Source organism: Gordonia sp. DT101 (genome assembly GCF_049844895.1).
Lineage (GTDB): Bacteria > Actinomycetota > Actinomycetes > Mycobacteriales > Mycobacteriaceae > Gordonia.
Genome location: NZ_JBNCLX010000008.1, coordinates 1 through 19,959 on the forward strand (window position 1 = coordinate 1; position 19,959 = coordinate 19,959).

Genomic DNA, 19,959 nt, shown 5'->3' on the forward strand with positions numbered 1-19,959 from the left:
CCCCCCCCCCCCCCCCCCCCCCCCCCCCCCCCCCCCCCCCCCCCCCCCCCCCCCCCCCCCCCCCCCCCCCCGCCCGCTGGATTGTGGAATTGTTCGGTACTGCCGTAAGGAGACTCGCGTACCGCCCGTCAGGAGACGGCCGTACTGCCCGTCAGGAGACGGCGGCAGCGGTCGACATGACCCGCAGCGCCGCGATCAGTCCATCGATCAGATCGCCCTGACGGAAACTCGTGACAGCCGCGGTCACACCGAGCTGGGCGACGCGATCGTTGACCCGGTCGGCGACCGCGACACCCGACACCACGACAACCTCGTGGGCATTCGGGGACACTGCGATCAGCGCGCCATGGGCCGGCTCCGGAGACCGGAGCAGCACCGCGCGAGCATCCGCGACGGCGTCCGCGCCGAGCTCACCGACATAGACCGAGAACCGCACGAGTGCCTTCTCGCTGGCACTCTTGAGCGCGTCGTCGAGGCCGATCAGCTCCTCACGGGTGAACGGCGGCGTGGTGGGCGCCTGACCCGGGAACCGCGTCGCCGAGATGCGACCGCTGTTGGTGATGACCGTACCGACCGGCAGTGCACTCCCGGCCGCCGATGTCGCCTCGACCTCGGCGTGACGACCTGTTGCTACCTCACCACTTGCCACTGGCCGAGCCTCCGTCCACGTCGGTCGATTCCGCATGATGTGCCAGTGCCATCGGCTCGATACCGGTGGCGCTGAAGAGCAGTGGAGCGTGCTCCCACTGCTGATCGAGGGTGTACAGCGACACCTTCGGATACTTCGTGTTGAACGTGAACGCCATCGCGATGACACATGCCACGACAAGGACCGCACAGATGATCGTGACAGGCATTCCGATGGCGACGATCAGGTTGTCCATGTCACCCTTTCGATCGGTTGCATTGCGGTGACCTGCGGAACATCCATGTACAGGTCATTGTGATCAATCTAGCCGACGCACGCGACCCTCGGGCGGTGACCCCTACAGTGCGTCGTAGACGCAATTCCGCCGATCGACCATCCGAAACCCGGCCGGATCAGGCGGCACCGGCGTCGATGTACTGCGCCCATGCCGGATCGATCTCCTTGACGGTGGCCAGCAGACGCCAATGACGCCCCTTCGGGACGCCCGGCTGGACGCGCAGCGACCAGCCCAGCTCGCTCAGAAGCCGATCGGCCTTGCGGTGGTTGCAGCTCGCGCAACAGGCGATGCAGTTCTCCCACGTGTGGGATCCGCCCCGACTGCGAGGCAGCACGTGATCGATGGTGGTCGCCTTGGCAGAGCAGTACCCGCACCGGAACCGGTCGCGCTGCATCAGTGCCGCCCGCGTCAGCGGAACCACGGCGCGATACGGCACCTTGACGAACGACCGTAGTCGGATGACCGAGGGCACCGGGACCGACATGTCGGCCGAGTGCACGGCGAGTCCGCCGTCGTCGGCATGCACGACGTCGGCCCGCTCACGCAGGACCAGGACGATGGCCCGACGCAGGGAGATGGCGGTCAGCGGCTCGTATGTGGCGTTGAGCAGGAGAACCCGGCGGCGACCCCAGAGCAGTGCCGAACGCGACGGAGAGGCGCCCACGAACTCGTGCGCGCGGCCGCCGGGAAGGGTGGTGAGCGCAGTGATGCGCGCCCGGCCGCCGTCGGCCGATACCGTCTTTGCTGCGCTCCTGCTCGTCATATGTGTCTCCCACCTCAACACGACGAGGTCAAGTTGACCATGGAACACCGACTATTGCACGACAATTGTGCGTGTCACCGCAGGTCGCCTCGGTGAACACCCGGCGAACCGACCGCCTGCGGAGTACGGGTGGTTGAGGCCCACGCCCGCGGTCAGGACAATGGAGGCCGTGAGTACCGAGGTCCCCGGCGGCATACAGCCCAGCAACCCTTCCACGCAGCGCACGTTTTACGACGAGGTGGGCGGCGCGGAGACGTTTCGCAAGCTCACCGCGCGGTTCTACGAGGAGGTCGCCGCCGACGAGGTGTTGCGTCCGCTCTACCCCGAGGAGGACCTCGAGCCCGCGGAGCGGCGTCTGCGGATGTTCCTCGAGCAGTACTGGGGCGGGCCACGCACGTATTCCGAGGAACGTGGCCATCCGCGGTTGCGCATGCGCCACCATCCGTTCCGCATCGGTCCCATCGAACGCGATGCATGGCTGCGCTGCATGCACACCGCAATCGGTTCGATCGACGCACAGACCCTCGACGACCCGCACCGGCGGGCACTCGTGGACTACATGGAGATGGCAGCGCAATCGATGATGAATTCGCCCGTCTGACACGCCGTCACGTGCGTTCCGACGCGCCGAGATGACCTGTAGTTCTCACCGAAAACACAGGTAAGGCACAATGACGACGGTGAGCGACGAGACATCGAACGCTGTCCCCGCCGAACCGGATCCCGATGGCGCGCCCGACGCCGCAATCACCGGTGCCGACGAGAACGCCGTGACCTCCGAGGAGGCCACGGCAACGGACAGCACAGACGAGGACGCTGCCGACGTAGTGGGCGACGAACAGTCGGACGACGCAGTCGACTCTGCGCCTGCCGATCCCGGTTCTTCCGAGACCGATGACGTGGTCGAGACCGACGAGACCGGAGCTCCGGGCCCGGATGTCGCCGCACGCGGTGACGAGGACATCGACGACTCGAAGATCGACGCTGTCGCAGAGAGCTCCGAAGCCACCGGCGACGACGAGCAGACCGCCGAAACCGTTGAGGCCGTTGACGCCGTTGACGCCGTTGAGGCCGTTGACGCTGACGAACCCGACCGCGCGGACGACGACACCGATGCCACCGCCGCGGGGGCCGGCGACGACAACGACGATGAGTCGGCCGATGACGTCGACGAAGTTCAACAGGCCGTCGACGCAGACGATGCCGTGGTCCCCGCAAGCACTGCGACGCAACTCGATCCCGACGACGACACCTGGTGGAAGTCCGCGGTCTTCTACCAGATCTATCCGCGCTCGTTCTCCGATCTGGACGGCGATGGCGTCGGCGACCTCGCCGGTGTGATCGACAAGCTCGGCTACCTCGAGCTCCTCGGGGTGGACGCGCTGTGGCTGAGTCCGATCATGCGCTCCCCCATGGCGGATCACGGGTACGACGTCTCCGATCCGCGCGACATCGATCCGATCTTCGGCGATCTCGCGCGGTTCGACGAGCTGATCGCCGAGGCACATGAGCGGTCCATCCGCGTCACCATGGACCTCGTCCCCAACCACACCAGCGATCAGCATCAGTGGTTCGTCGACGCGCTGGCGGCCGAGCCCGGCAGCAATGAGCGGGCCCGGTACATCTTCCGCGACGGACGCGGCGATGACGGCGACGAGCCGCCGAACAACTGGCGGAGCATCTTCGGCGGTCCGGCCTGGACGCGGATCCCGGATCCCGATGGCACACCGGGCCAGTGGTACCTGCACATCTTCGCTGCCGAACAGCCGGATCTGAACTGGGAGAATCCCGAGGTCTTCGACGATCTGGAGCAGACCCTGCGCTTCTGGCTCGACCGCGGAGTGGACGGCTTCCGCATCGACGTCGCGCACGGCATGGCCAAGCCGGCGGACCTGCCCGACATGGATCTCGAGTCGACTGGCCTCCTGCAGAACGACGACGACGATCCACGGTTCAACAACTATGCCGTGCACGACATCCACCGCAAGATCCGCAAGGTGCTCGACGAATATCCCGGCTCGGCGAACGTCGGTGAGATCTGGGTCGACGACAACGAACGATTCGCCGAGTATCTGAGGCCCGATGAACTGCATCTGGGCTTCAACTTCCGCCTCGCCAAGGCGACGTTCGACACGGAGTCCATCCGGGACGCGATCGAGAACTCGCTGGCGGCAGTGCTGTCGGTGTCCGGGGTGCCCACCTGGACGCTGTCCAACCACGATGTGGACCGTGAGGTCAGCCGATACGGCCGTATCGAGGGCACTCCCTCCGGGGCCGTCCCCGCCGACCCCGAGATCGAGGCGCCCGACACCGACATCGATCTCGGCATCCTGCGGGCGCGCGCCATGCTGCTCGTCGAACTCGCACTCCCGGGAACGGTGTTCATCTACAACGGCGCCGAACTCGGACTGCCGAATGCCGATCTGCCCGACGACGCCCTGCAGGATCCGGTGTGGGAGCGCTCCGGACACACCGAACGCGGCCGCGACGCGTGTCGGGTCCCGTTGCCCTGGGAAGGCTTCGAGCCGCCGTTCGGATTCAGTGGCAACCCGGACACGTGGCTGCCGATGCCCTCATCATGGTCGCGGTTCACCGTCGAGGCACAACTCGAAGACATCGGTTCGACGCTCTCGCTCTACCGGCAGGCAATCGAGATGCGATACGAGCGAACGGAGTTCGACGGTGACACGGTGGAGTGGTACGGCGCCCCGGATGGCTGCCTGGCCTTCCGCCGGTCGGTCGGGCACCTGACCTGCGCGCTCAACACCGGCGATGTCCCGGTCCCGCTCCCGCCCGGCGAGATCCTGCTGACCAGTTATCCACTCATCGACGGGCAGCTTGCCCCGAACTCGGCCGCCTGGCTCGTCTGAGCGCCGATCGGGGCACCGGGAGACCGGCGTGCGGTCACACAGTCATCATCGCGATCTTCTCGCGGCGCTGGAACACCGATCCGTATCGGGCGTCGATCCGAATCCAGGCACCGGACACGCGGATTCGAACCGGTTCGTCGGCGGCGATGCGGTCGATCGGTGACGTCTCGGTGACCTCGTGGCCGTCGGCGTCGCGGATGAATCCCATCGCGGTGACGGCGAAGAGCGATCTCATCGAGACCGCGGCGCGCCGTTCACCGTCTCGCGACGTCACGTCGAGCACATCCTGGTCGAGCAGTCCGGTCGCGGGACCATGCGCACTGCCCTCGGTCCGCGCGAGATGTGCACCGCCACGGGACAATTCGACGACGGTACGCGCCGGGACGTCGTCGAGCTGGGTGAAACCGGAGTTCGCCGGCAGCGCGCCGCGCCAGGCGCTGTCCAGACCGAACCCGGGATCGACCGCGTTGCCCGGCTCCGCCGCCGACAGTGCCGCGCGCAGCATCCCGGCGTCCGCGACGATGTCGGCGGGGCGCATCGTCCCGAACACGGATCTGCTCGCGAGGACATCGAATCCGGTGTTGACCCAGAATCCGAGCAAGCCGTCGGGGCGGGCGGCCACCCGCACGGCGGCCGTGTCGTCGAGACGGACAGCGCGTCCCAGGAATGCGGTTGCGTCAGACCGGTCCCCGGGACCGGTCACGGTGATGTGACGTTCGGGCGCGGTCACCGGGCCACCGGATCTGCGCGGCGGAACGACCCGAGGAATTCCTTCTCGTCCGCGGTGAGTCGTCGCAGACGCTGCGCATCGACATCGAACGCGACGAGCTGGGTGGTGGCGGTGACCGCCGGTTTGCTCGCCGGGTCGGCGCCCTTCGGACGGACCTCGTACCCGACCGTGAAGTCCACCGCGCGCAGCTGCTCGACGAACATGGTGACCTCGATCGGCCCCTCGTCGTGGCGCACCTGTTCCCGGTACTTCACGTGCAGGTCGGCCACCACGCACCCTTCTCGCAACGAGGCCGTGGGCCGCCCGTCGTAGAAAAGCCACGGAATCCGGGCCTCCTCGAGGAGGGTGACCATCCGTGCATGGTTGATGTGGGCGAAGACATCCATGTCAGACCACCGGACGGGTACCTTGACCAGGTATCCGGCGTCGGTCTTCGTTCCCTCGTCCTCGTAGAGCACGCGCTTCCCTTCCCAGACGTCGTCGACCGGCGACTCACCGCCGCGGGTCCAACCCTACGCAAGCACCGTCGCGCGATCAGCCCGGCACGATCTCCACCGGCAGCCCGTTGAGCACGACGGGGGCGCAGAGCTCGCCGCCGGGACCGTGGCGTCCGCGAGCCCGAGACGGTCCGCATCATCGAGTGCACGTGCAGGGGCCGAGGTCGATGCCGTGCGGGGCGTCTTTGAGGGTGCCGGGGGTCAATCCGTCGTGCGGTCAGGTCCCGGCGCTTCCCATCGTCGACGGTCAGGGTCAGTCCGCAGGTCGCCTCACACAGCGGACAGTATCGCTCAACGGATCACGCTGCGCAGTTGACGGGCGGCCACCGAGAGCACGGCCAGGTCCAGGGTGTCCGACTCGGTGATGTCGGTGAGCATCGTGCGAACCCTGGACAACCGGGACGTATGGGAGAACTCCCATTCGTGGATCTTCTCGGCCGCCGACTCGTCGGGCTCGCCCACCTCGAGGATCTTCAGCGTGAGGGCGCGCAGCGCGCCGTGCATGTCATCGCGAAGTGCCAAGCGCGCCAGCGCATGCCATCGATCACCGTAGGCGAGGTCGGACACCGCGGTGAGCAGTTCCTCGAGTCCGAAGTGCTCCATCACCGCGAAATAGAGTTCCCCGACCTCGACGGGCTCACGGTCCGCGATCTCCGAGGCATCGATGATGTCGAGGAGGCAGAACCGGTGCAGGCTCACGGCCACATCGTGCGCGAGATCCTGTGGCACTCCGGCCGCCTCGTAGCGGTCCAGTCGCGCGTCGACATCGAAAGCCGAACTCGCGCCGAACCAACTGTCGAGCAGGGCCGACAGCTCCGTGACCCGCTCCCCGTACCGGGTGATCTCCGCGGCCATCGCCAGCGGCTGTGGCCGGAAGGCCAGCAACCACCGCGATGCCCGGAACAGCAGGCGGCGGGCGTACATCGACATCTCGTCGATCGCCGTGGCCGGCGCCGGCGCGTGGGTGATCCGTTCGAACAGACCGTCCATGCCGAAGACTGCGCCCGCCACCACATACGCACGCACGCCCTCCTCGGTCGAGGAGCCCGTGCCCTCCCCCAGACGGAAGAGGTGAGTCATCCCCGCCTTGTCGACCACATCGTTGACCAGCGTGGTGGTCACGATCTCCCGCCGCAGCCGGTGCGAGCGGATACCGTCGGCAAACCGATCCCGCAGGGGCATCGGGAAATAGCCGGACAGCCGAGCGTCGAACACCTCGTTGTCGGGCAGATCGGTCGCGAGGAGATCCGATTTCGCCGCCAGTTTGACGTGCGCCATCAGGGTGGCGAGTTCCGGTGAGGTGAGGCCACGGCTCAGGTCGCCGCCGAATCGTTTTCGCAGTTCGGCCGGTTGCGGTAACGCCTCCAGTCGGAGGTCCACACCGCGATTGCGCGCGAGATCGGCCAGCTGCCGCATGTGGACGTCCACCCGGACGGTGGAGAAGGTTCGGCTGAAGCCGAGTTCGGAGTTCTGCGAGATGTTGTCGGCCAGCACGAGATCGCCGACCTCGCCGGTCATCGACTCCAGCAGCGGGTTGCGTTCCGTGACGTTCAGGTCACCCGAGGACACCGCGGAATCGAGCAGGATCTTGATGTTCACCTCGTGGTCGGAACAGTCGACGCCTGCCGAATTGTCCATCGCGTCGGTGTTGACGTGCCCACCTACCAGGTCGAATTCGATCCGGCCGCGTTCGGTGGCGCCGAGGTTCCCACCCTCGCCGATGACCTTGGCGCGCAACTCGTTGCCGTCGACCCGGATCGCATCGTTCGCCTTGTCGCCGACCTCAGCGTCGGACTCGGTCGATGCCTTGACGTAAGTGCCGATGCCGCCGTTCCACAGCAGGTCGACAGGTGCCAGCAGAATGGTCCGGATCAGTTCCGGTGGTGACAGTTCGGTGACCTCGTCGCCGAGGCCGAGCGCACCGCGCATCTCGCCGCTGACCGGGATCGCCTTCTGCTCCCGCGACCAGACCCCGCCGCCCGGACTGATCAACGACGTGTCGTAATCGGCCCACGACGAGCGGGCAAGGGCGAACAACCGCTCGCGCTCGCACCGTCCGCCGGCCGCATCGGGCTCCGGATCGACGAAGACATGTCGGTGGTCGAACGCCGCGACCAGTCTGATGTGCTCGGACAACAACATCCCGTTGCCGAAGACATCACCGCTCATGTCGCCGATCCCGACCACCGTGAAGTCCTCGGATTGGGTGTCGCGGCCCATCTCGCGGAAGTGACGCTTCACCGACTCCCATGCGCCCCGGGCGGTGATCCCCATCGACTTGTGGTCGTAACCGGCCGACCCGCCCGAGGCGAACCCGTCACCGAGCCAGAAACCATACTGCGCGGCAACGTCGTTGGCGATGTCGGAGAACGACGCGGTGCCTTTGTCCGCCGCGACGACGAGATACGGATCGTCGCCGTCCCGACTCACCACCGACCGCGCCGGGATCACCGTTCCGGTCTGCTGGTCGATGTTGTCGGTGACGTCGAGCAGACCGGAGATGAAGGCCCGATAGCACTCGATGCCCTCGGTGCGCTGGGCATCGCGGTCCGCGGCGGGGTCACCCGTCGGCGCGGGCGGGCGCTTGACGACGAACCCACCCTTGGCCCCGACGGGGACGATCACCGCGTTCTTCACGGCCTGCGCCTTCACCAGCCCGAGGATCTCGGTGCGGAAATCCTCGCGCCGATCAGACCAGCGCAGACCACCGCGGGCGACCATCCCGAAGCGCAGGTGCACACCTTCGGTGCGCGGTGAGTAGACGAAGATCTCGTGAATCGGACGGGGCTCCGGCGCCTGCGGGATGTCACGGGGGCGGAGCTTGAACGACATGACCGGCCGTCGGCCGGCATCGCCGGTCACGTAATAGTTGGTGCGAGAGGTCGCGGTCACCACCGCGACGAACGCCGACAGGATGCGGTCGGCATCCAGGCTGATCACTGTTCCGACGTCGCGCTGCAGGCGTGTGAGGACACCGTCACGCCGGCTCTCGTCGGCGCCTACCGGGTCGAACGACGCCGCGAACAGGTCGACCAGCCCGCGGATGACCGATCTGTGCTCGCCAAGAACAGCCGCGACATGCGTTGTGGTATAGGAGAATCCACACTGGCGCAGATACCGGGCGTAGGCACGGAGCATCGCCGCCGACCGCCAGTCCAACCCGCATCGGATCACCAATTCGTTGAACGCGTCCACCTCCGCGTTCTGGCGCCAGATCTGGCGGAACGCGTCGGTGAACCGGTGCTCGAGATCATCGAGGCCCTCGGCGTCCACCGACATCCCCCCTGTCAGGGTCACACCGAATTCGTAAGCCCAGCAAGATGTTCCGTCCGGACGGATGAGGTGATACGGATGTTCGTCGAGTACGTCGAGACCGAGGCTGTGGAGCACCGGAAGCACATCGGTGAGGGTGGCGGCCGCCCCGCACAGGTACAGCGTGAAGATCCATCGGTCATCGGCGAGTTCGTGGTTGTCGACGTCGTCGGCGATCGCCTCACCCCGTTCCCGCCCCTCCGGTTCGCCGGCGACGAATCGGCTCAGCGTGACGGTGACGCCGCCGGGCTCCAGCTGGGTGACGTGGATCAGATCTGCGAGGGCCGCCCGTGGATTTCGCTGCTCCTTGTAGTCCTCCGGGAGTGAGGGCAGGGCACGGAGCAAGGTGTCGACACCACCGGCCGGCCATGCCGACGGCGGATGCCCGGCCGCGGTGGCGCGACCGAGCGCGCGGACGCGTTCGTCCCAGCTGCGTATCGATCCGGCGAGTTTCGCCTGCATCTCCTGATGCCGGCGACCGCCGGTGTCGAGTGAACCGAGCAACCTGGCGCGATCGCTGTCGACACGTACCAGTACCTGGAGAAGTGCCAGCGGCATCTCGCTCACTCGCGCCGTGTACTCGATCGCGGTCCCGCCGAGCGCATCGAGGAGTTCGGCCTGCAGCGTGAGGCGCGACTGGGTGTTGTAGCGGTCACGCGGTAGGTAGACAAGGGCCGCCGCCATCCGGCCATCGGGGTTCATGCGGACGAACAGCCGTAGCGACCGGGTCGCGACCGCGTCCAGCATCTCGTCGACCTGGCGGCCGAGTTCGGCATCGGTGGCGGCGAACATCTCGACGAGCGGGTAGTTCTGGAGCAGCTCGAGCATCGCCTGTCCGGCGAACGAGTCCTCGTCGACACCGGCCCGGTCGAGGACCCCCCGAACCTTGACGCGCAGCACCGGGACGTCGAGCACTGTCTGATGCAGGCCCGACGAGGTGAAGGTGCCGACGAACCGATGTTCGCCGGCGTGTTCGCCATCAGAGGTGAACGCTGGTATCTGCAACAGGGTGGGAAAGTCGGAACGCTGGATTCCGGTCTCGAGGTAGATGCGCGAGACCCGCGGCAACGGCGCCTCGGCGGCGACCGGGAAGGCCGACACGACCGTGTCCGTGCGCCACACGCCGAGACGGTCGGTGAGGGCTGCGCCGTCGGCAGGGGCGCGCGCATATCCGAGCGGCAGGAAGTGGTTGCCGGCGAACCACTCCAGCAGGCGCGCGTACTCCTGACGCTCACCTGCGGGCAGGCCGGTGGCACCGGACTCCTGGACCGCCGCGCATTCGACGGCCAACTCGGTCAACCCGGTCCGCATCCGGTCGACGTCGCGGTCCACGTCGGCGACCCGGCCGATGACCTCGAGGACGTCGGACCGCAGCGCCGCCAGATCGAAGTCGGGTTGCTGCGACAAGGCGACGACGAAGATCCACGATTCGACGGCGGTCGGCTCCTCGTCGTCACCGAACGCCGACAACGTCCCGTCGTCGTCGCGGATCACCGGCAGCATCGGGTGGTCGATGCGGGTCACCACCAGCTCGTGGGCCTCGACGGTCGCCAGCACGGCCTCGACCAGCAGAGGCATGTCGTCGTTGACGACCACCACCTCGACACCGCCGGACCGACTCGCGACGATGTCGACCAGACGTTCGCCGGGATCGCGCCGATAAGCCACGTCGAGGTGACGACGTACCCGGTCGACCTGCTCGGACGAGAAGCGATCCAGATCCGGCGACGCTGCCGGACGCGCCGCCGACGACGAGCTGAAATACCGCGCAATCGCTTGCGGCAGAAGCGATGTCACGTTCGACAACGGCACTCACCCCATCGCGGGAGGGGCAGGGACCCGGAATCTCCGGAGTATGCCCCCTCCTCTGCGATGGTAATGACCGGCGTCGTCGCGGTCAGGCGATCCGGCGCGTGTCCGGCCGCCGATGCACGAACTAGTCGCGGGTGAGCTTGCGGTGCGTGACCCGATGCGGCCGCGCGGCGTCGGCGCCGAGACGTTCCACCTTGTTGGCCTCATAGGCCTCGAAGTTGCCCTCGAACCAGAACCACTGACCTTCGGCGACGTTGCCCTCCCACGCCAGGATGTGGGTACAGGTGCGGTCGAGGAACCAGCGGTCGTGAGAGATGACCACGGCGCACCCGGGAAAGTTGTCCAGGGCGTTCTCGAGTGAACCCAGGGTCTCGACGTCGAGGTCGTTGGTCGGCTCGTCGAGCAGGATCAGGTTGCCGCCCTCTTTGAGGGTCAGTGCCAGGTTCAGGCGGTTGCGCTCACCGCCGGAGAGGACCTCGGCACGCTTCTGCTGATCGGGACCTTTGAAGCCGAAGGCGCTGACGTAGGCGCGCGACGGCATCTCGTTCTGGCCGACCTCGATGAAGTCCATCCCGCCGGACACGACCTCCCAGACGTTCTTCTTGGGGTCGATGTTCGCGCGGTTCTGGTCGACGTAGCTCAGCTTGACCGTCTCGCCGACCTTCACGCCGCCCGAATCCGGCTCCTCGAGCCCGACGATCGTCTTGAACAGCGTCGTCTTGCCGACGCCGTTGGGTCCGATCACACCGACGATGCCGTTACGCGGCAGCGTGAACGACAGGTCCTTGATCAGCACTCGGCCGTCGAAGCCCTTGTCGAGGTGGTCGACCTCGACCACCACGTCGCCCAGACGAGGCGGCGTCGGGATCTGGATCTCCTCGAAGTCGAGCTTGCGGGTCTTCTCGGCCTCGGTCGCCATCTCCTCGTAGCGGGTGAGACGGGCCTTGTTCTTTGTCTGGCGCGCCTTGGACCCCGACCGGACCCAGGCGAGCTCTTCCTTCAGCCGACGCTGCAGTTTCTGGTCCTTCTTGCCCTGCACCTCGAGTCGCTCGGCCTTCTTCTCCAAGTAGGTGGAGTAGTTGCCCTCGTACGGATGCAGCTGGCCGCGATCGACCTCACAGATCCAGCCGGCGACGTGATCGAGGAAATAGCGGTCGTGCGTCACCGCGAGCACGGCGCCCGGGTAGTTCGCCAGGAACTGCTCGAGCCACAGCACGCTCTCGGCGTCGAGGTGGTTGGTCGGCTCGTCGAGGAGCAGTAGGTCGGGCTTCTGCAACAGGAGCTTGCAGAGCGCGACACGTCGGCGCTCACCACCGGAGAGGTGGGTGACCGGCGAGTCGGCGGGCGGACAGCGCAGTGCGTCCATCGCCTGCTCCAGCTGCGAGTCGAGGTCCCAGGCGTCGTTGTTGTCCAGGTCTTCCTGGAGTTTGCCCATCTCCTCCATCAGCTCGTCGGAGTAGTCGGTGGCGAGCAGCTCGGCGATCTCGTTGAAGCGGTCGAGCTTCACCTTGATCTCGCCCATTCCCTCCTCGACGTTCTGCTTGACCGTCTTCTCCTCGTTGAGGGGAGGCTCCTGCAGCAGGATGCCGACGGTGGCGTCGGGGTCGAGGAAGGCCTCGCCGTTCGACGGCTGGTCGAGCCCGGCCATGATCTTCAGGATCGACGACTTGCCGGCGCCGTTGGGCCCGACGACGCCGATCTTGGCACCGGGATAGAACGACATGGTGACATCGTCGAGGATGACCTTGTCGCCGTGCGCCTTGCGCACCTTCTTCATCGTGTAGATAAACTCGCCAGCCACGTAACGTCCTTACCTGCGTGTTCTTGGTCATTTGCACTGGTAGCTCACCAGTTCCTCACCCAAGTGAGGAATCCTCACCACCTTCGGCAGGAGCTACCGCAATGTTTCATCGTCCACCACTGTATCGACGCGGGCCGCTTCGCCCGTACGTGGCCGCGCTCGCCTTCGCCGCATCGGTCTATCTGGCCCCGTTGGCCGTGTTCGCCGTCTGCGCTCACCTCGGATGGCACGCATGACACCCACACAAATCGACCAGCTAATCCCGTCCGCATGGAACGTCCACGACGCCGCCCGCAACAAAGCCGTACCCGACCCCATCACCGGCCTGCTCCGTGACGCACTGTGGCAACTCGAAGACGCGCTAGACGTGGCACACCCGAACCCGCAGCCGTTCGCTGAGTCGGTCCTGTTGGCCCTCGCCGTCGTCGGGTGGTGTCTCGGATGATCGGGCAACTGTCGGCAGCAACCGGCCTCGCCCTCGAAGAGATGGAAAAACCGGCCGGGGCACCGCATGGGGTCACGTCACCAACGACCTGATCGTCGGAGTCTGGCCATTCCTCGACCACCCCATCGTCGTCTGCTCCGACAGCTACGGCACCCGCCGCCACTTCCCCGACAAGGCGACCATCGAATCCATCGCCGCAACCATCGAGTTCGCCCTGTTGGTGTCCGCCTCGTGGGGATCGTCTGAGACGGCCTAGATCTGCCTGTCATCTATCTGTCCGTTTGAACGATTCTGTTGCGTTACAGACGTTCTCAGACCCTTTACCGGGCCAGCCCTGATGGTCACAAGTCGGTTCGATTCCGACAAGGGCACTCGTCGCTATAGGTGAGTCCGACGTAACCCGACCGCCGCGCCAGTAGCTCAGTCCTACGTCTGGCCCGTAGGCCACCGATGACGGTTTGATCAGCCCTCACCCGGTGCCATGACTTCGCTCTGCCGGTTCCCGGTAGGGCTAGCCGTCGTGGCCTGACGCGATTACGGGCGTGGTTCGTGGGTCGATTCCGGGATGGGGTTCAACGCGCGGCCACCCGTAGGGTGTCAGTTGTTCGGCGTCTGCCCATCGGCTCCCGGCTTGTCCATCTCCTCAATGATGAGGACAGCGCTTCGCAGAGTTTTCAGCATCAGGCGTCGCGACCTGGGATCCCACGCCCGCAAACGGTCCGGGTCTAGGAATGTCGCGGTGAGCAGGTTGATGGTCTCGACTTCGTTCAGCGCCTTGTTCTCCACTGCCACCTCATCTTCGGCCCATCGCACAGCGTTCGCCACGGTTCCTAGGGCACACCCGACTTGATGGGCTACGGCCCGCATCGACATGCCCGACTTGTACAGGCCGACGATCTGCGTGTAGTCGATCGTGCTCTTGTCGCACGGGTGGAGCTTGCCGTCTTTGCCGCGCACCTTCCCCGCTGGCACATCCGTGTTCATGTGTTCAACTGTAGCAAGTGGCCATCTAACCCGCTCCGTGCCCTTGAACACCTGAACACTGCTTGTCGATTGGTAAACCCTCGTCAGTCCCCAGCTTTAGGATTCGCCACATGACAGCGACCACCTGGGCATCCATCCTCAACACCGCAGCCCTCGTTCTACAACTCGTCGGCGCCGCACTCGTGGCGCTCGATGTCAAACAGTCCCAGGACAACACGACTCATTTCAAAGAAGCGCTTGACCATGCCGACGAGACACGCCGCAACCACATCGCTGACCTAGATCGGCCGCCAGGGTCCATCGCCAGCCCATTTGGTGGCTCGATTCGGCTTCCTCAGATTGCGCAGAGTGCACGCGGCCAACTGGCAGATCAATTGGGGCCATCCGCCATGGAAGAACGCAAGGCGTTGACAGCGTTCGTCCGCGCCCAGTACGAAGTCAGTAAACCGCGACGCTGGATCGGTGTCGTCCTGCTCGTGGTCGGCATCGCCGCCGGGTATGCGGGCAACATGATCGCCCTGTAAATCCGGATTCGGCTAGTGACACGAATGAGACACCCTCGACGTACGACGAAACACCCCCGGCATCCCAACAGGGAACACCGGGGGTGTCGCTATTTCACGCGATACTCAACTCATGACTACCAGCGCGGATACAGATCCTCAGTGGGTGCCACCGGTCGACGAACTTGCCGAGACCTGCGCCGCAATCGCATTCATGGCGCTAGATGCCTCGAAGCTTGCGCCACGCGAGCCAACGGGCGACCTGAACCAGATCGACGCCGCCCTTGATCAAGGCGCATCGGTCAACATCCTGCGGTTCGCCCACGAAGCGACGACCGGCTACCTACAAGGCGCAGGCGACTTGCTGCACTCCCTGGCCCGTCTGGCGAAGGAACACCCACCCGCTATCAGCCCCAGCGTGCTCGCCCGGTGCACCGCCGAATACGCGGCCTTCGCATGGTGGCTGTCCGACCCAACCGACAGTCCGGAACAGCGCGCATCGAAGTCGCGCCGGATAAGCCAAACCGCGCTCAACGAACATACTTCCGAGCCCGGACTCAACGAGTTCCGACATCGCTTCAACGCGTGGAGCAGTCGTACGAGACTGCCAAAAACCGGCAAGCCCGATCCCGAGACGCTCATCAAAACGATGCTCGGCACCGCGTATGACGAGCAGGTCAAAGCAACATCGCGTTACGTCCATCCCGACGCCATAACACTGGTGACGACGATGGTCAGCGCCGACCGGGGGCACCCGCGCAACCATCAGGTTGTGTGGAATGACGCCATGTTCGCGGCATGGGCTGTCATCGCCGCGACGGAACGAGTCACGGGCATCCGCGATGGCGACCTGTCAACCATCAGATCAGCCAAGCTCGCCTTCAATCGCTTGGTCGACATGGTGGCCGACTAGCAGCGGGAAGATGAAGTCCGCACCGCTGGTTCGGACTTTGCCTCTTGGCGGGAGTTCCGCATCCTGGCCCGAATCATGTTGTGAGATCTCGACAGTGAATGGACTCGACCAGCCAGGAAACCGCAGGTCACCGATTTTGCCGGCCTGGAGGAACCTCCAAACGATGCCCAACCAAACGATCAGCCGAAGTCGTAAAGGTCGACTACCCGACCCACCGTCAACACCTCCCCATCCGCCAGCGCGCCAGGATCAACCAGCACCTCTGCGAAGTCATCGCACCCGACTGTCACCCTGCCCATGCCCGCGTGCTCGATCGTCCGCAGCATCGGACACCCACCCCACGAGATACCCGGCCCATGCCAGACACGCGCCAGGAGCGCATCGACAGGCACGACAGCACACCACAGTTTCAATCCTGTTCGCAGGACACCGGTGCCGGTGTGGCAGTAGCGGGCATCAGCAGACCAGGACAGTCCTGACCGCCAATCCCTGGCCAGTCGGAACAGCAGCATCGAGTAGTCAGGGGCAACACCATCGACAACATCTCGGCCCCACACGTCGGAGTAGCCGACAGCACGCAGGTCTTGAATCCATTGTTCCAACGATTGAGTCGATGTCGACTTATCCACAAAGTTATGCACAAGCTCGACCACATCGAGATCGTCGCAACCTTTGACATCGTTTGCAACGCAGTTGATCGCAGACTTGAACCGACGCATGAACGTCATCTCGTCTTCAACGATCCGGCCACCGATCGAGTCGGCAAACGAGTATCCGGCGAAGCATCCTAGGACAGCTTCTATCTGACTGGTCATCCACACTGGCAACTACTTTCACGTCGAGCACGCAGGCGTCGAGAGACACAAGGGGCAATACAATGGTTGATACAAACCGTCGATGGCGAGTTTCCACGCCTTGCGGTACTTGATGACCGTGGTCTTGGAGGCAAGGGCCAGCCAGTCCGATCTCAGCAAGCTCGCTGGCACTCATTCGTTCAGAAGTGGACGAACTCGGCCCGGCCTCCGATCTTCAGTGAATGCCCAGACGATGGCGGCACGCTTCCACTCCGACGCCGCCACAAGCTCACCCGGACACCAGGCACGCCACGTCATCCGAACGATCACCCGAACAGACGACAAACCCGCCAAGGGTGGGGGCATCCCCCTGCTCAGCGGCAGCCGGTCTCTATGCCTCCCCAGCTACCATTTCTCACGGAGGAAAATCCAGCCGGAGCAACTGCCCCCATCGGGCCGTTTCCGATGCTCTGAGATACCCCTGTAACGAAGCAAACCCCCTCACCCATGGTCGAGTGAGGGGGTTTGCTTAGCGTTGATTTCAGCGCCTATTCTGGCGTGTTTCGGCGACGGTACCTGTCGCGCATTTCTTCGTTCCGACACGGTCGGCATCGGGCAAATAGCCGTGGTCTTCCGTTACGTGTTCCGTTGCGGCCGAAGTTGTTGAGCGGTTGCACTTCGTGACATGTGGTGCATTCTTTCCCGATGGTTACGGGTTGCTGTTCAGCCAATGCTGCTCGTGCTTGAAGTGCTTTCGCGCGCCAGTAGCTTTCGCGCGCCATCGTTCGAATGAGTTTCTGGTTGGCTTCTCGGCGTTGACGCTGGTATTCGAGCCGTTCGTCCCGATGCTCGATGTAGCGTTGCTTCGACTTCGCCAGGTTGCATGCTCGGCAGTAAACGGTGTGCCCGTCTGCTCGATGCCGGTCACGATAGAAACCCTCTAATGGCTTGTGTTCGCCGCACAGCGGGCAGGTTTTTCTGTGCTCGTTCATGTGTTCACTGTGACGTAGTAACAGCAGTCGGGGCAGAACCGTTGATAGTTGGTCGAATGGAACTTTCGTTTACAGCGTCGGCAGGTTCGTTTCACGGATACAGCCGTTTCGCTTGCGGATCTTCGTCAGGCGTCCAGTGCTGCACCGTGGGTTCCTCGTTGAAAACGCGGTCCACGAGATCGTCGGTGTCGGTGGTGTCGGGCCAGCGGTCCCCGTATCGGGGTATCCGGTCAGTCACCGCTGCCCGTGTATCCCGTATTCGCCGACAAGTACCCGGTCGACCACGGCCCGGTCGGTGTCGTGGTCGTCGTCGTGGTCCTGGTCGCGGTGGGCGTCGATGATGGCGCGTGCATCAGGGTCGAGATAGCTCATGCGGTCACCTCCAACTCTCAGCAACGGCGAGGGCTTCGTCACGGCTGCTCGGCACGTAGGGCTGTCGGCGGATGATCTCGGCGAACTCCCCGAACTCGTCGCTGCCCAACGTTTGCATCCGGTCATGGGCCAACCGGAACTTGAAGTGCTCGCCGTGCTCACCGGGCATGTGCGGTGTCGGGATCAGGCTGTTGTCACTGGCAAGCTGTTGGATTCCCCGCAGGTTCTCGTACACGTCCTGAAGGTCACGCAGACGCTTCCACGGTTCGATACGGCCGGTATCAATGGCGTCGCGGTCCGAGCGCACACCGACAAGCTCAGGCAGCAGTGCGGCGTGCTCGTCGCAGACTCGTTGGAACTGTTCGGTCAGCTTGTGCGGCAGCATCACCGCGTTGGCGAACGCCAACTTACGGGCAGCATTCACCGACGATTCGTAGAGCGCTTTGCACACGGCGTCAATCTCGCTCTGTGCCGGGATGTCGGCGGTGGCCTTCAGGATGCGGGCCGCATCAACTTTCGGGTCGGCGGCCAGCTTCGCCGCCACGGTTTCGGCGGAAGCGGTGGTGACGGTGTGCGCTTTGTAGGCGGTGTGGCTGGCCAGGTCGGCGCGCTCAAGGTGGGCGTTCACCTGGTCAAGCTCGTCGTCGGTGAGCAGTCCGAGGTGATGCAGAACGGGTGTCATGGTGGTGATGGCGCGTTTGTCGCGGCCGGGAAATGCATCTGTTGTGAACATGGTTCTCGTTTCGTTGAATTGGGTTGTCAGACTTCGGTGCCGATGTGGAATGGGTCTCCGAGTCCGCCGCTGATGGTGTCGGGGACATAGGAGCGTGGATCCCATGGCCCATTCGGCGCATTGGGGTCGTTGCGGGTGGTGGTCATGGTGGTCAGCGGACCGGTTGCCTTGTGCCGTTCGAGCACCACGCGCTCCCCCGGTAAGAACAGGTCGCCGTCGGCGAAGTCCGAGGCAGCCAACGTGCCGGTAAACGATCCGGCCTGATTGGAGAGGAACCGATCGGGGTTGCGGTAGATGCGCATCGCGGCCGACAGCACAACATCCACCACGGCATCGGGGGTCTCGTCGGGGTCGGCCCACGCCTGTTCGGTGATCGAGCGTGCCCGAGTGGACACCGACCAGAGCGCATCAGTTGCTCGCGCATGCTCGTTGCTGTCGGGGATGATCTCGACTCCGAGACGCACGGCCAAACGCTGAACCGGTGCAAGTAGTTCGCTCATCGGGTTCCCCCCGGCCGCATCAGGTATTCGGTTGCCGCCACCACGGTTTGAATAGCGCCCTCGTGGTTGAACTCTGACGCGTGCTCGATGAGTTGACCGGCCAGATGTAGGGCTTCGCCAGGTTCAAGTCCGAATGTGAGCGCGCTCGTCGTGTCGTTGATTTGGATGACGAACCGCATGTTGTCGCGTTCGGTGGCGACTTCAAGGCCAGTTCGCTTTCGGATCAGGGCCATGGTCACACCTCCGTCGCAGTGAGCAGTAGCGCATCGGTGAGTCGCTGCACGTCCTCAAGGGGGATGCTGATGAACTGTCCGGCTTGCCGCATGGTGATGCGTTGACGGTCACCGAATTGTTGGCGTCGTAGTCGGATGGGCGGGGTCGTCTCGGTTGAGATCAGGTCGGGTGCGCTGAGGTGCATTTGTTGGTGGTCTTTCATTTAGCGGTGTTCTGTTGCTTCGGCGATTCCGACGAGCACATCGGCAAGCATGTATGCCTGCTCGACTGGCACGCGGATTTCCGATTCCCGATGCCGCAGCATGATGTAGCGGCGTTGTGTTCGTTGGTGTGTGGCAAGACTCGCGGCGCATATTTGATTGCCGCGTTCGTCTGTCACGAGTAGGTTTCTCATTTTATAGCTCTCATTTGCCCACTAACGCGATAACGCGTGTTGAGTAGGGTGGATAGACCAATGAATAGGTTAAGTCCGCCAGAATTGAATACAGGGCCAGCAATCGGCTATTCCGTTAAAGGAATCTGTAGCGTGTCGGGTTTCGTCGCATTCCCGCCCACCGATAGGCACGTGCCCAATGCATTTGCGCGTGCGGCGTATCGCACGGCTGTCCGGGACCGGCACCGCACTGTGGAGCAGTACACGACACCCCCAGCGGACCATCCGGCAGGTTGTCGGGGTCGATGGGTTCACGTGTCCTTCTGCCGTATCCGGGAAACCGAATGTAGGTGTAGTTCCGTCGCGTCACGTCACCCCCCGATATGACGAAGGGACCAACCTCGT

General features: G+C 64.5%; 21 protein-coding genes. 5 read left to right on the plus strand and 16 right to left on the minus strand.

The features are described 5' to 3' along the window. Nucleotides 1-151: 151 nt before the first annotated feature. The 3 genes from ACLQ3I_RS21655 to ACLQ3I_RS21665 all read right to left on the minus strand — a co-directional run bounded on the left by ACLQ3I_RS21655 (nt 152) and on the right by ACLQ3I_RS21665 (nt 1,689). A complete protein-coding gene (locus ACLQ3I_RS21655) occupies nt 152-649 on the minus strand; it encodes a DUF5130 family protein (RefSeq protein ID WP_425804682.1) in 498 nt (165 codons plus the stop codon). Then, complete coding sequence (locus ACLQ3I_RS21660; RefSeq protein ID WP_425793581.1) at nt 636-884, minus strand: hypothetical protein; 249 nt, start codon at nt 882-884, stop codon at nt 636-638. Before ACLQ3I_RS21660 ends, ACLQ3I_RS21655 begins: the two co-directional genes overlap by 14 nt. A gap of 157 nt (nt 885-1,041) precedes the next feature. Next, nucleotides 1,042-1,689, minus strand: coding sequence for an HNH endonuclease (locus ACLQ3I_RS21665; protein WP_425793580.1), 648 nt, complete (start codon nt 1,687-1,689; stop codon nt 1,042-1,044). Between the two features lie 160 nt (nt 1,690-1,849). Here ACLQ3I_RS21665 and ACLQ3I_RS21670 point away from each other — a divergent pair, with 160 nt between their 5' ends. Further along, nucleotides 1,850-2,290, plus strand: a complete 441-nt coding sequence (locus tag ACLQ3I_RS21670) for a globin (RefSeq protein ID WP_425793578.1) — start codon at nt 1,850-1,852, stop codon at nt 2,288-2,290. A gap of 79 nt (nt 2,291-2,369) precedes the next feature. Then, complete coding sequence (locus tag ACLQ3I_RS21675) at nt 2,370-4,559, plus strand: alpha-amylase family glycosyl hydrolase (RefSeq protein ID WP_425804685.1); 2,190 nt, start codon at nt 2,370-2,372, stop codon at nt 4,557-4,559. Nucleotides 4,560-4,593: 34 nt separating this feature from the next. Here ACLQ3I_RS21675 and ACLQ3I_RS21680 read toward each other — a convergent pair whose 3' ends face one another. The 4 genes from ACLQ3I_RS21680 to ettA form a co-directional block, all read right to left on the minus strand. Further along, complete coding sequence (locus tag ACLQ3I_RS21680) at nt 4,594-5,289, minus strand: hypothetical protein (protein ID WP_425793574.1); 696 nt, start codon at nt 5,287-5,289, stop codon at nt 4,594-4,596. Beyond that, complete coding sequence (locus tag ACLQ3I_RS21685) at nt 5,286-5,747, minus strand: acyl-CoA thioesterase (protein WP_425804688.1); 462 nt, start codon at nt 5,745-5,747, stop codon at nt 5,286-5,288. The genes ACLQ3I_RS21680 and ACLQ3I_RS21685 overlap by 4 nt, the downstream gene beginning before the upstream one ends. Nucleotides 5,748-6,077: 330 nt before the next feature. Next, nucleotides 6,078-10,904: an NAD-glutamate dehydrogenase gene (locus ACLQ3I_RS21690; RefSeq protein ID WP_425804691.1), complete on the minus strand. Its 4,827-nt coding sequence runs from the start codon at nt 10,902-10,904 to the stop codon at nt 6,078-6,080. A 130-nt stretch (nt 10,905-11,034) separates the two neighbouring features. Beyond that, nucleotides 11,035-12,711, minus strand: coding sequence for an energy-dependent translational throttle protein EttA (gene ettA, locus ACLQ3I_RS21695; protein WP_425804694.1), 1,677 nt, complete (start codon nt 12,709-12,711; stop codon nt 11,035-11,037). Between the two features lie 232 nt (nt 12,712-12,943). On the opposite strand from ettA, the gene ACLQ3I_RS21700 reads away from it, so the two are divergent. Beyond that, a complete protein-coding gene (locus tag ACLQ3I_RS21700; protein WP_425804696.1) occupies nt 12,944-13,156 on the plus strand; it encodes a hypothetical protein in 213 nt (70 codons plus the stop codon). A 597-nt stretch (nt 13,157-13,753) separates the two neighbouring features. Here ACLQ3I_RS21700 and ACLQ3I_RS21705 read toward each other — a convergent pair. Further along, nucleotides 13,754-14,140 carry a hypothetical protein gene (locus ACLQ3I_RS21705; RefSeq protein WP_425804699.1) on the minus strand — a complete coding sequence of 129 codons (387 nt, stop codon included), beginning with the start codon at nt 14,138-14,140 and terminating at the stop codon, nt 13,754-13,756. Nucleotides 14,141-14,250: 110 nt separating this feature from the next. Between ACLQ3I_RS21705 and ACLQ3I_RS21710 the strand changes: the two genes are divergently transcribed. Together ACLQ3I_RS21710 and ACLQ3I_RS21715 are read left to right on the plus strand one after the other, a co-directional pair. Then, nucleotides 14,251-14,664, plus strand: a complete 414-nt coding sequence (locus tag ACLQ3I_RS21710; protein WP_425804702.1) for a hypothetical protein — start codon at nt 14,251-14,253, stop codon at nt 14,662-14,664. A gap of 112 nt (nt 14,665-14,776) precedes the next feature. After that, on the plus strand, nt 14,777-15,556 hold the full coding sequence (locus ACLQ3I_RS21715) for a hypothetical protein (protein ID WP_425804704.1): 780 nt from the start codon (nt 14,777-14,779) through the stop codon (nt 15,554-15,556). Nucleotides 15,557-15,735: 179 nt separating this feature from the next. Here ACLQ3I_RS21715 and ACLQ3I_RS21720 read toward each other — a convergent pair whose 3' ends face one another. The 8 genes from ACLQ3I_RS21720 to ACLQ3I_RS21755 form a co-directional block, all read right to left on the minus strand. Next, nucleotides 15,736-16,371: a hypothetical protein gene (locus ACLQ3I_RS21720; protein ID WP_425804707.1), complete on the minus strand. Its 636-nt coding sequence runs from the start codon at nt 16,369-16,371 to the stop codon at nt 15,736-15,738. A 1,062-nt stretch (nt 16,372-17,433) separates the two neighbouring features. Next, entirely contained in the window at nt 17,434-17,580 is a 147-nt protein-coding gene (locus ACLQ3I_RS21725) for a hypothetical protein (protein ID WP_425804709.1), read from the minus strand. After that, nucleotides 17,577-17,714: a hypothetical protein gene (locus ACLQ3I_RS21730; protein ID WP_425804712.1), complete on the minus strand. Its 138-nt coding sequence runs from the start codon at nt 17,712-17,714 to the stop codon at nt 17,577-17,579. The genes ACLQ3I_RS21725 and ACLQ3I_RS21730 overlap by 4 nt, the downstream gene beginning before the upstream one ends. 4 nt (nt 17,715-17,718) lie before the next feature. After that, the gene (locus ACLQ3I_RS21735) at nt 17,719-18,396 is read right to left on the minus strand and encodes a hypothetical protein (protein ID WP_425804715.1); all 678 of its coding nucleotides are present in this window, start codon (nt 18,394-18,396) and stop codon (nt 17,719-17,721) included. Between the two features lie 77 nt (nt 18,397-18,473). Further along, a complete protein-coding gene (locus tag ACLQ3I_RS21740) occupies nt 18,474-18,911 on the minus strand; it encodes a hypothetical protein (protein WP_425804718.1) in 438 nt (145 codons plus the stop codon). Between the two features lie 32 nt (nt 18,912-18,943). Beyond that, nucleotides 18,944-19,180: a hypothetical protein gene (locus ACLQ3I_RS21745; RefSeq protein ID WP_425804721.1), complete on the minus strand. Its 237-nt coding sequence runs from the start codon at nt 19,178-19,180 to the stop codon at nt 18,944-18,946. A 2-nt stretch (nt 19,181-19,182) separates the two neighbouring features. Further along, nucleotides 19,183-19,365 (minus strand): hypothetical protein, encoded by a 183-nt coding sequence (locus ACLQ3I_RS21750; protein ID WP_425804724.1) that lies wholly within the window; start codon nt 19,363-19,365, stop codon nt 19,183-19,185. 325 nt (nt 19,366-19,690) lie between these two features. After that, nucleotides 19,691-19,924 (minus strand): zinc finger domain-containing protein, encoded by a 234-nt coding sequence (locus ACLQ3I_RS21755; protein WP_425804727.1) that lies wholly within the window; start codon nt 19,922-19,924, stop codon nt 19,691-19,693. Nucleotides 19,925-19,959: the final 35 nt, after the last annotated feature.

Coding starts and splice junctions, on each gene's coding strand:
- ACLQ3I_RS21660 (WP_425793581.1), bottom strand. CDS start 884: ATGGACAACCTGATCGTCGCCATCGGAATGCCTGTCACGATCATCTGT.
- ACLQ3I_RS21665 (WP_425793580.1), bottom strand. CDS start 1,689: ATGACGAGCAGGAGCGCAGCAAAGACGGTATCGGCCGACGGCGGCCGG.
- ACLQ3I_RS21670 (WP_425793578.1), top strand. CDS start 1,850: ATGGAGGCCGTGAGTACCGAGGTCCCCGGCGGCATACAGCCCAGCAAC.
- ACLQ3I_RS21700 (WP_425804696.1), top strand. CDS start 12,944: ATGACACCCACACAAATCGACCAGCTAATCCCGTCCGCATGGAACGTC.
- ACLQ3I_RS21705 (WP_425804699.1), bottom strand. CDS start 14,140: ATGAACACGGATGTGCCAGCGGGGAAGGTGCGCGGCAAAGACGGCAAG.
- ACLQ3I_RS21710 (WP_425804702.1), top strand. CDS start 14,251: ATGACAGCGACCACCTGGGCATCCATCCTCAACACCGCAGCCCTCGTT.
- ACLQ3I_RS21715 (WP_425804704.1), top strand. CDS start 14,777: ATGACTACCAGCGCGGATACAGATCCTCAGTGGGTGCCACCGGTCGAC.
- ACLQ3I_RS21720 (WP_425804707.1), bottom strand. CDS start 16,371: ATGACCAGTCAGATAGAAGCTGTCCTAGGATGCTTCGCCGGATACTCG.
- ACLQ3I_RS21730 (WP_425804712.1), bottom strand. CDS start 17,714: ATGAGCTATCTCGACCCTGATGCACGCGCCATCATCGACGCCCACCGC.
- ACLQ3I_RS21735 (WP_425804715.1), bottom strand. CDS start 18,396: ATGACACCCGTTCTGCATCACCTCGGACTGCTCACCGACGACGAGCTT.
- ACLQ3I_RS21745 (WP_425804721.1), bottom strand. CDS start 19,180: ATGGCCCTGATCCGAAAGCGAACTGGCCTTGAAGTCGCCACCGAACGC.
- ACLQ3I_RS21750 (WP_425804724.1), bottom strand. CDS start 19,365: ATGCACCTCAGCGCACCCGACCTGATCTCAACCGAGACGACCCCGCCC.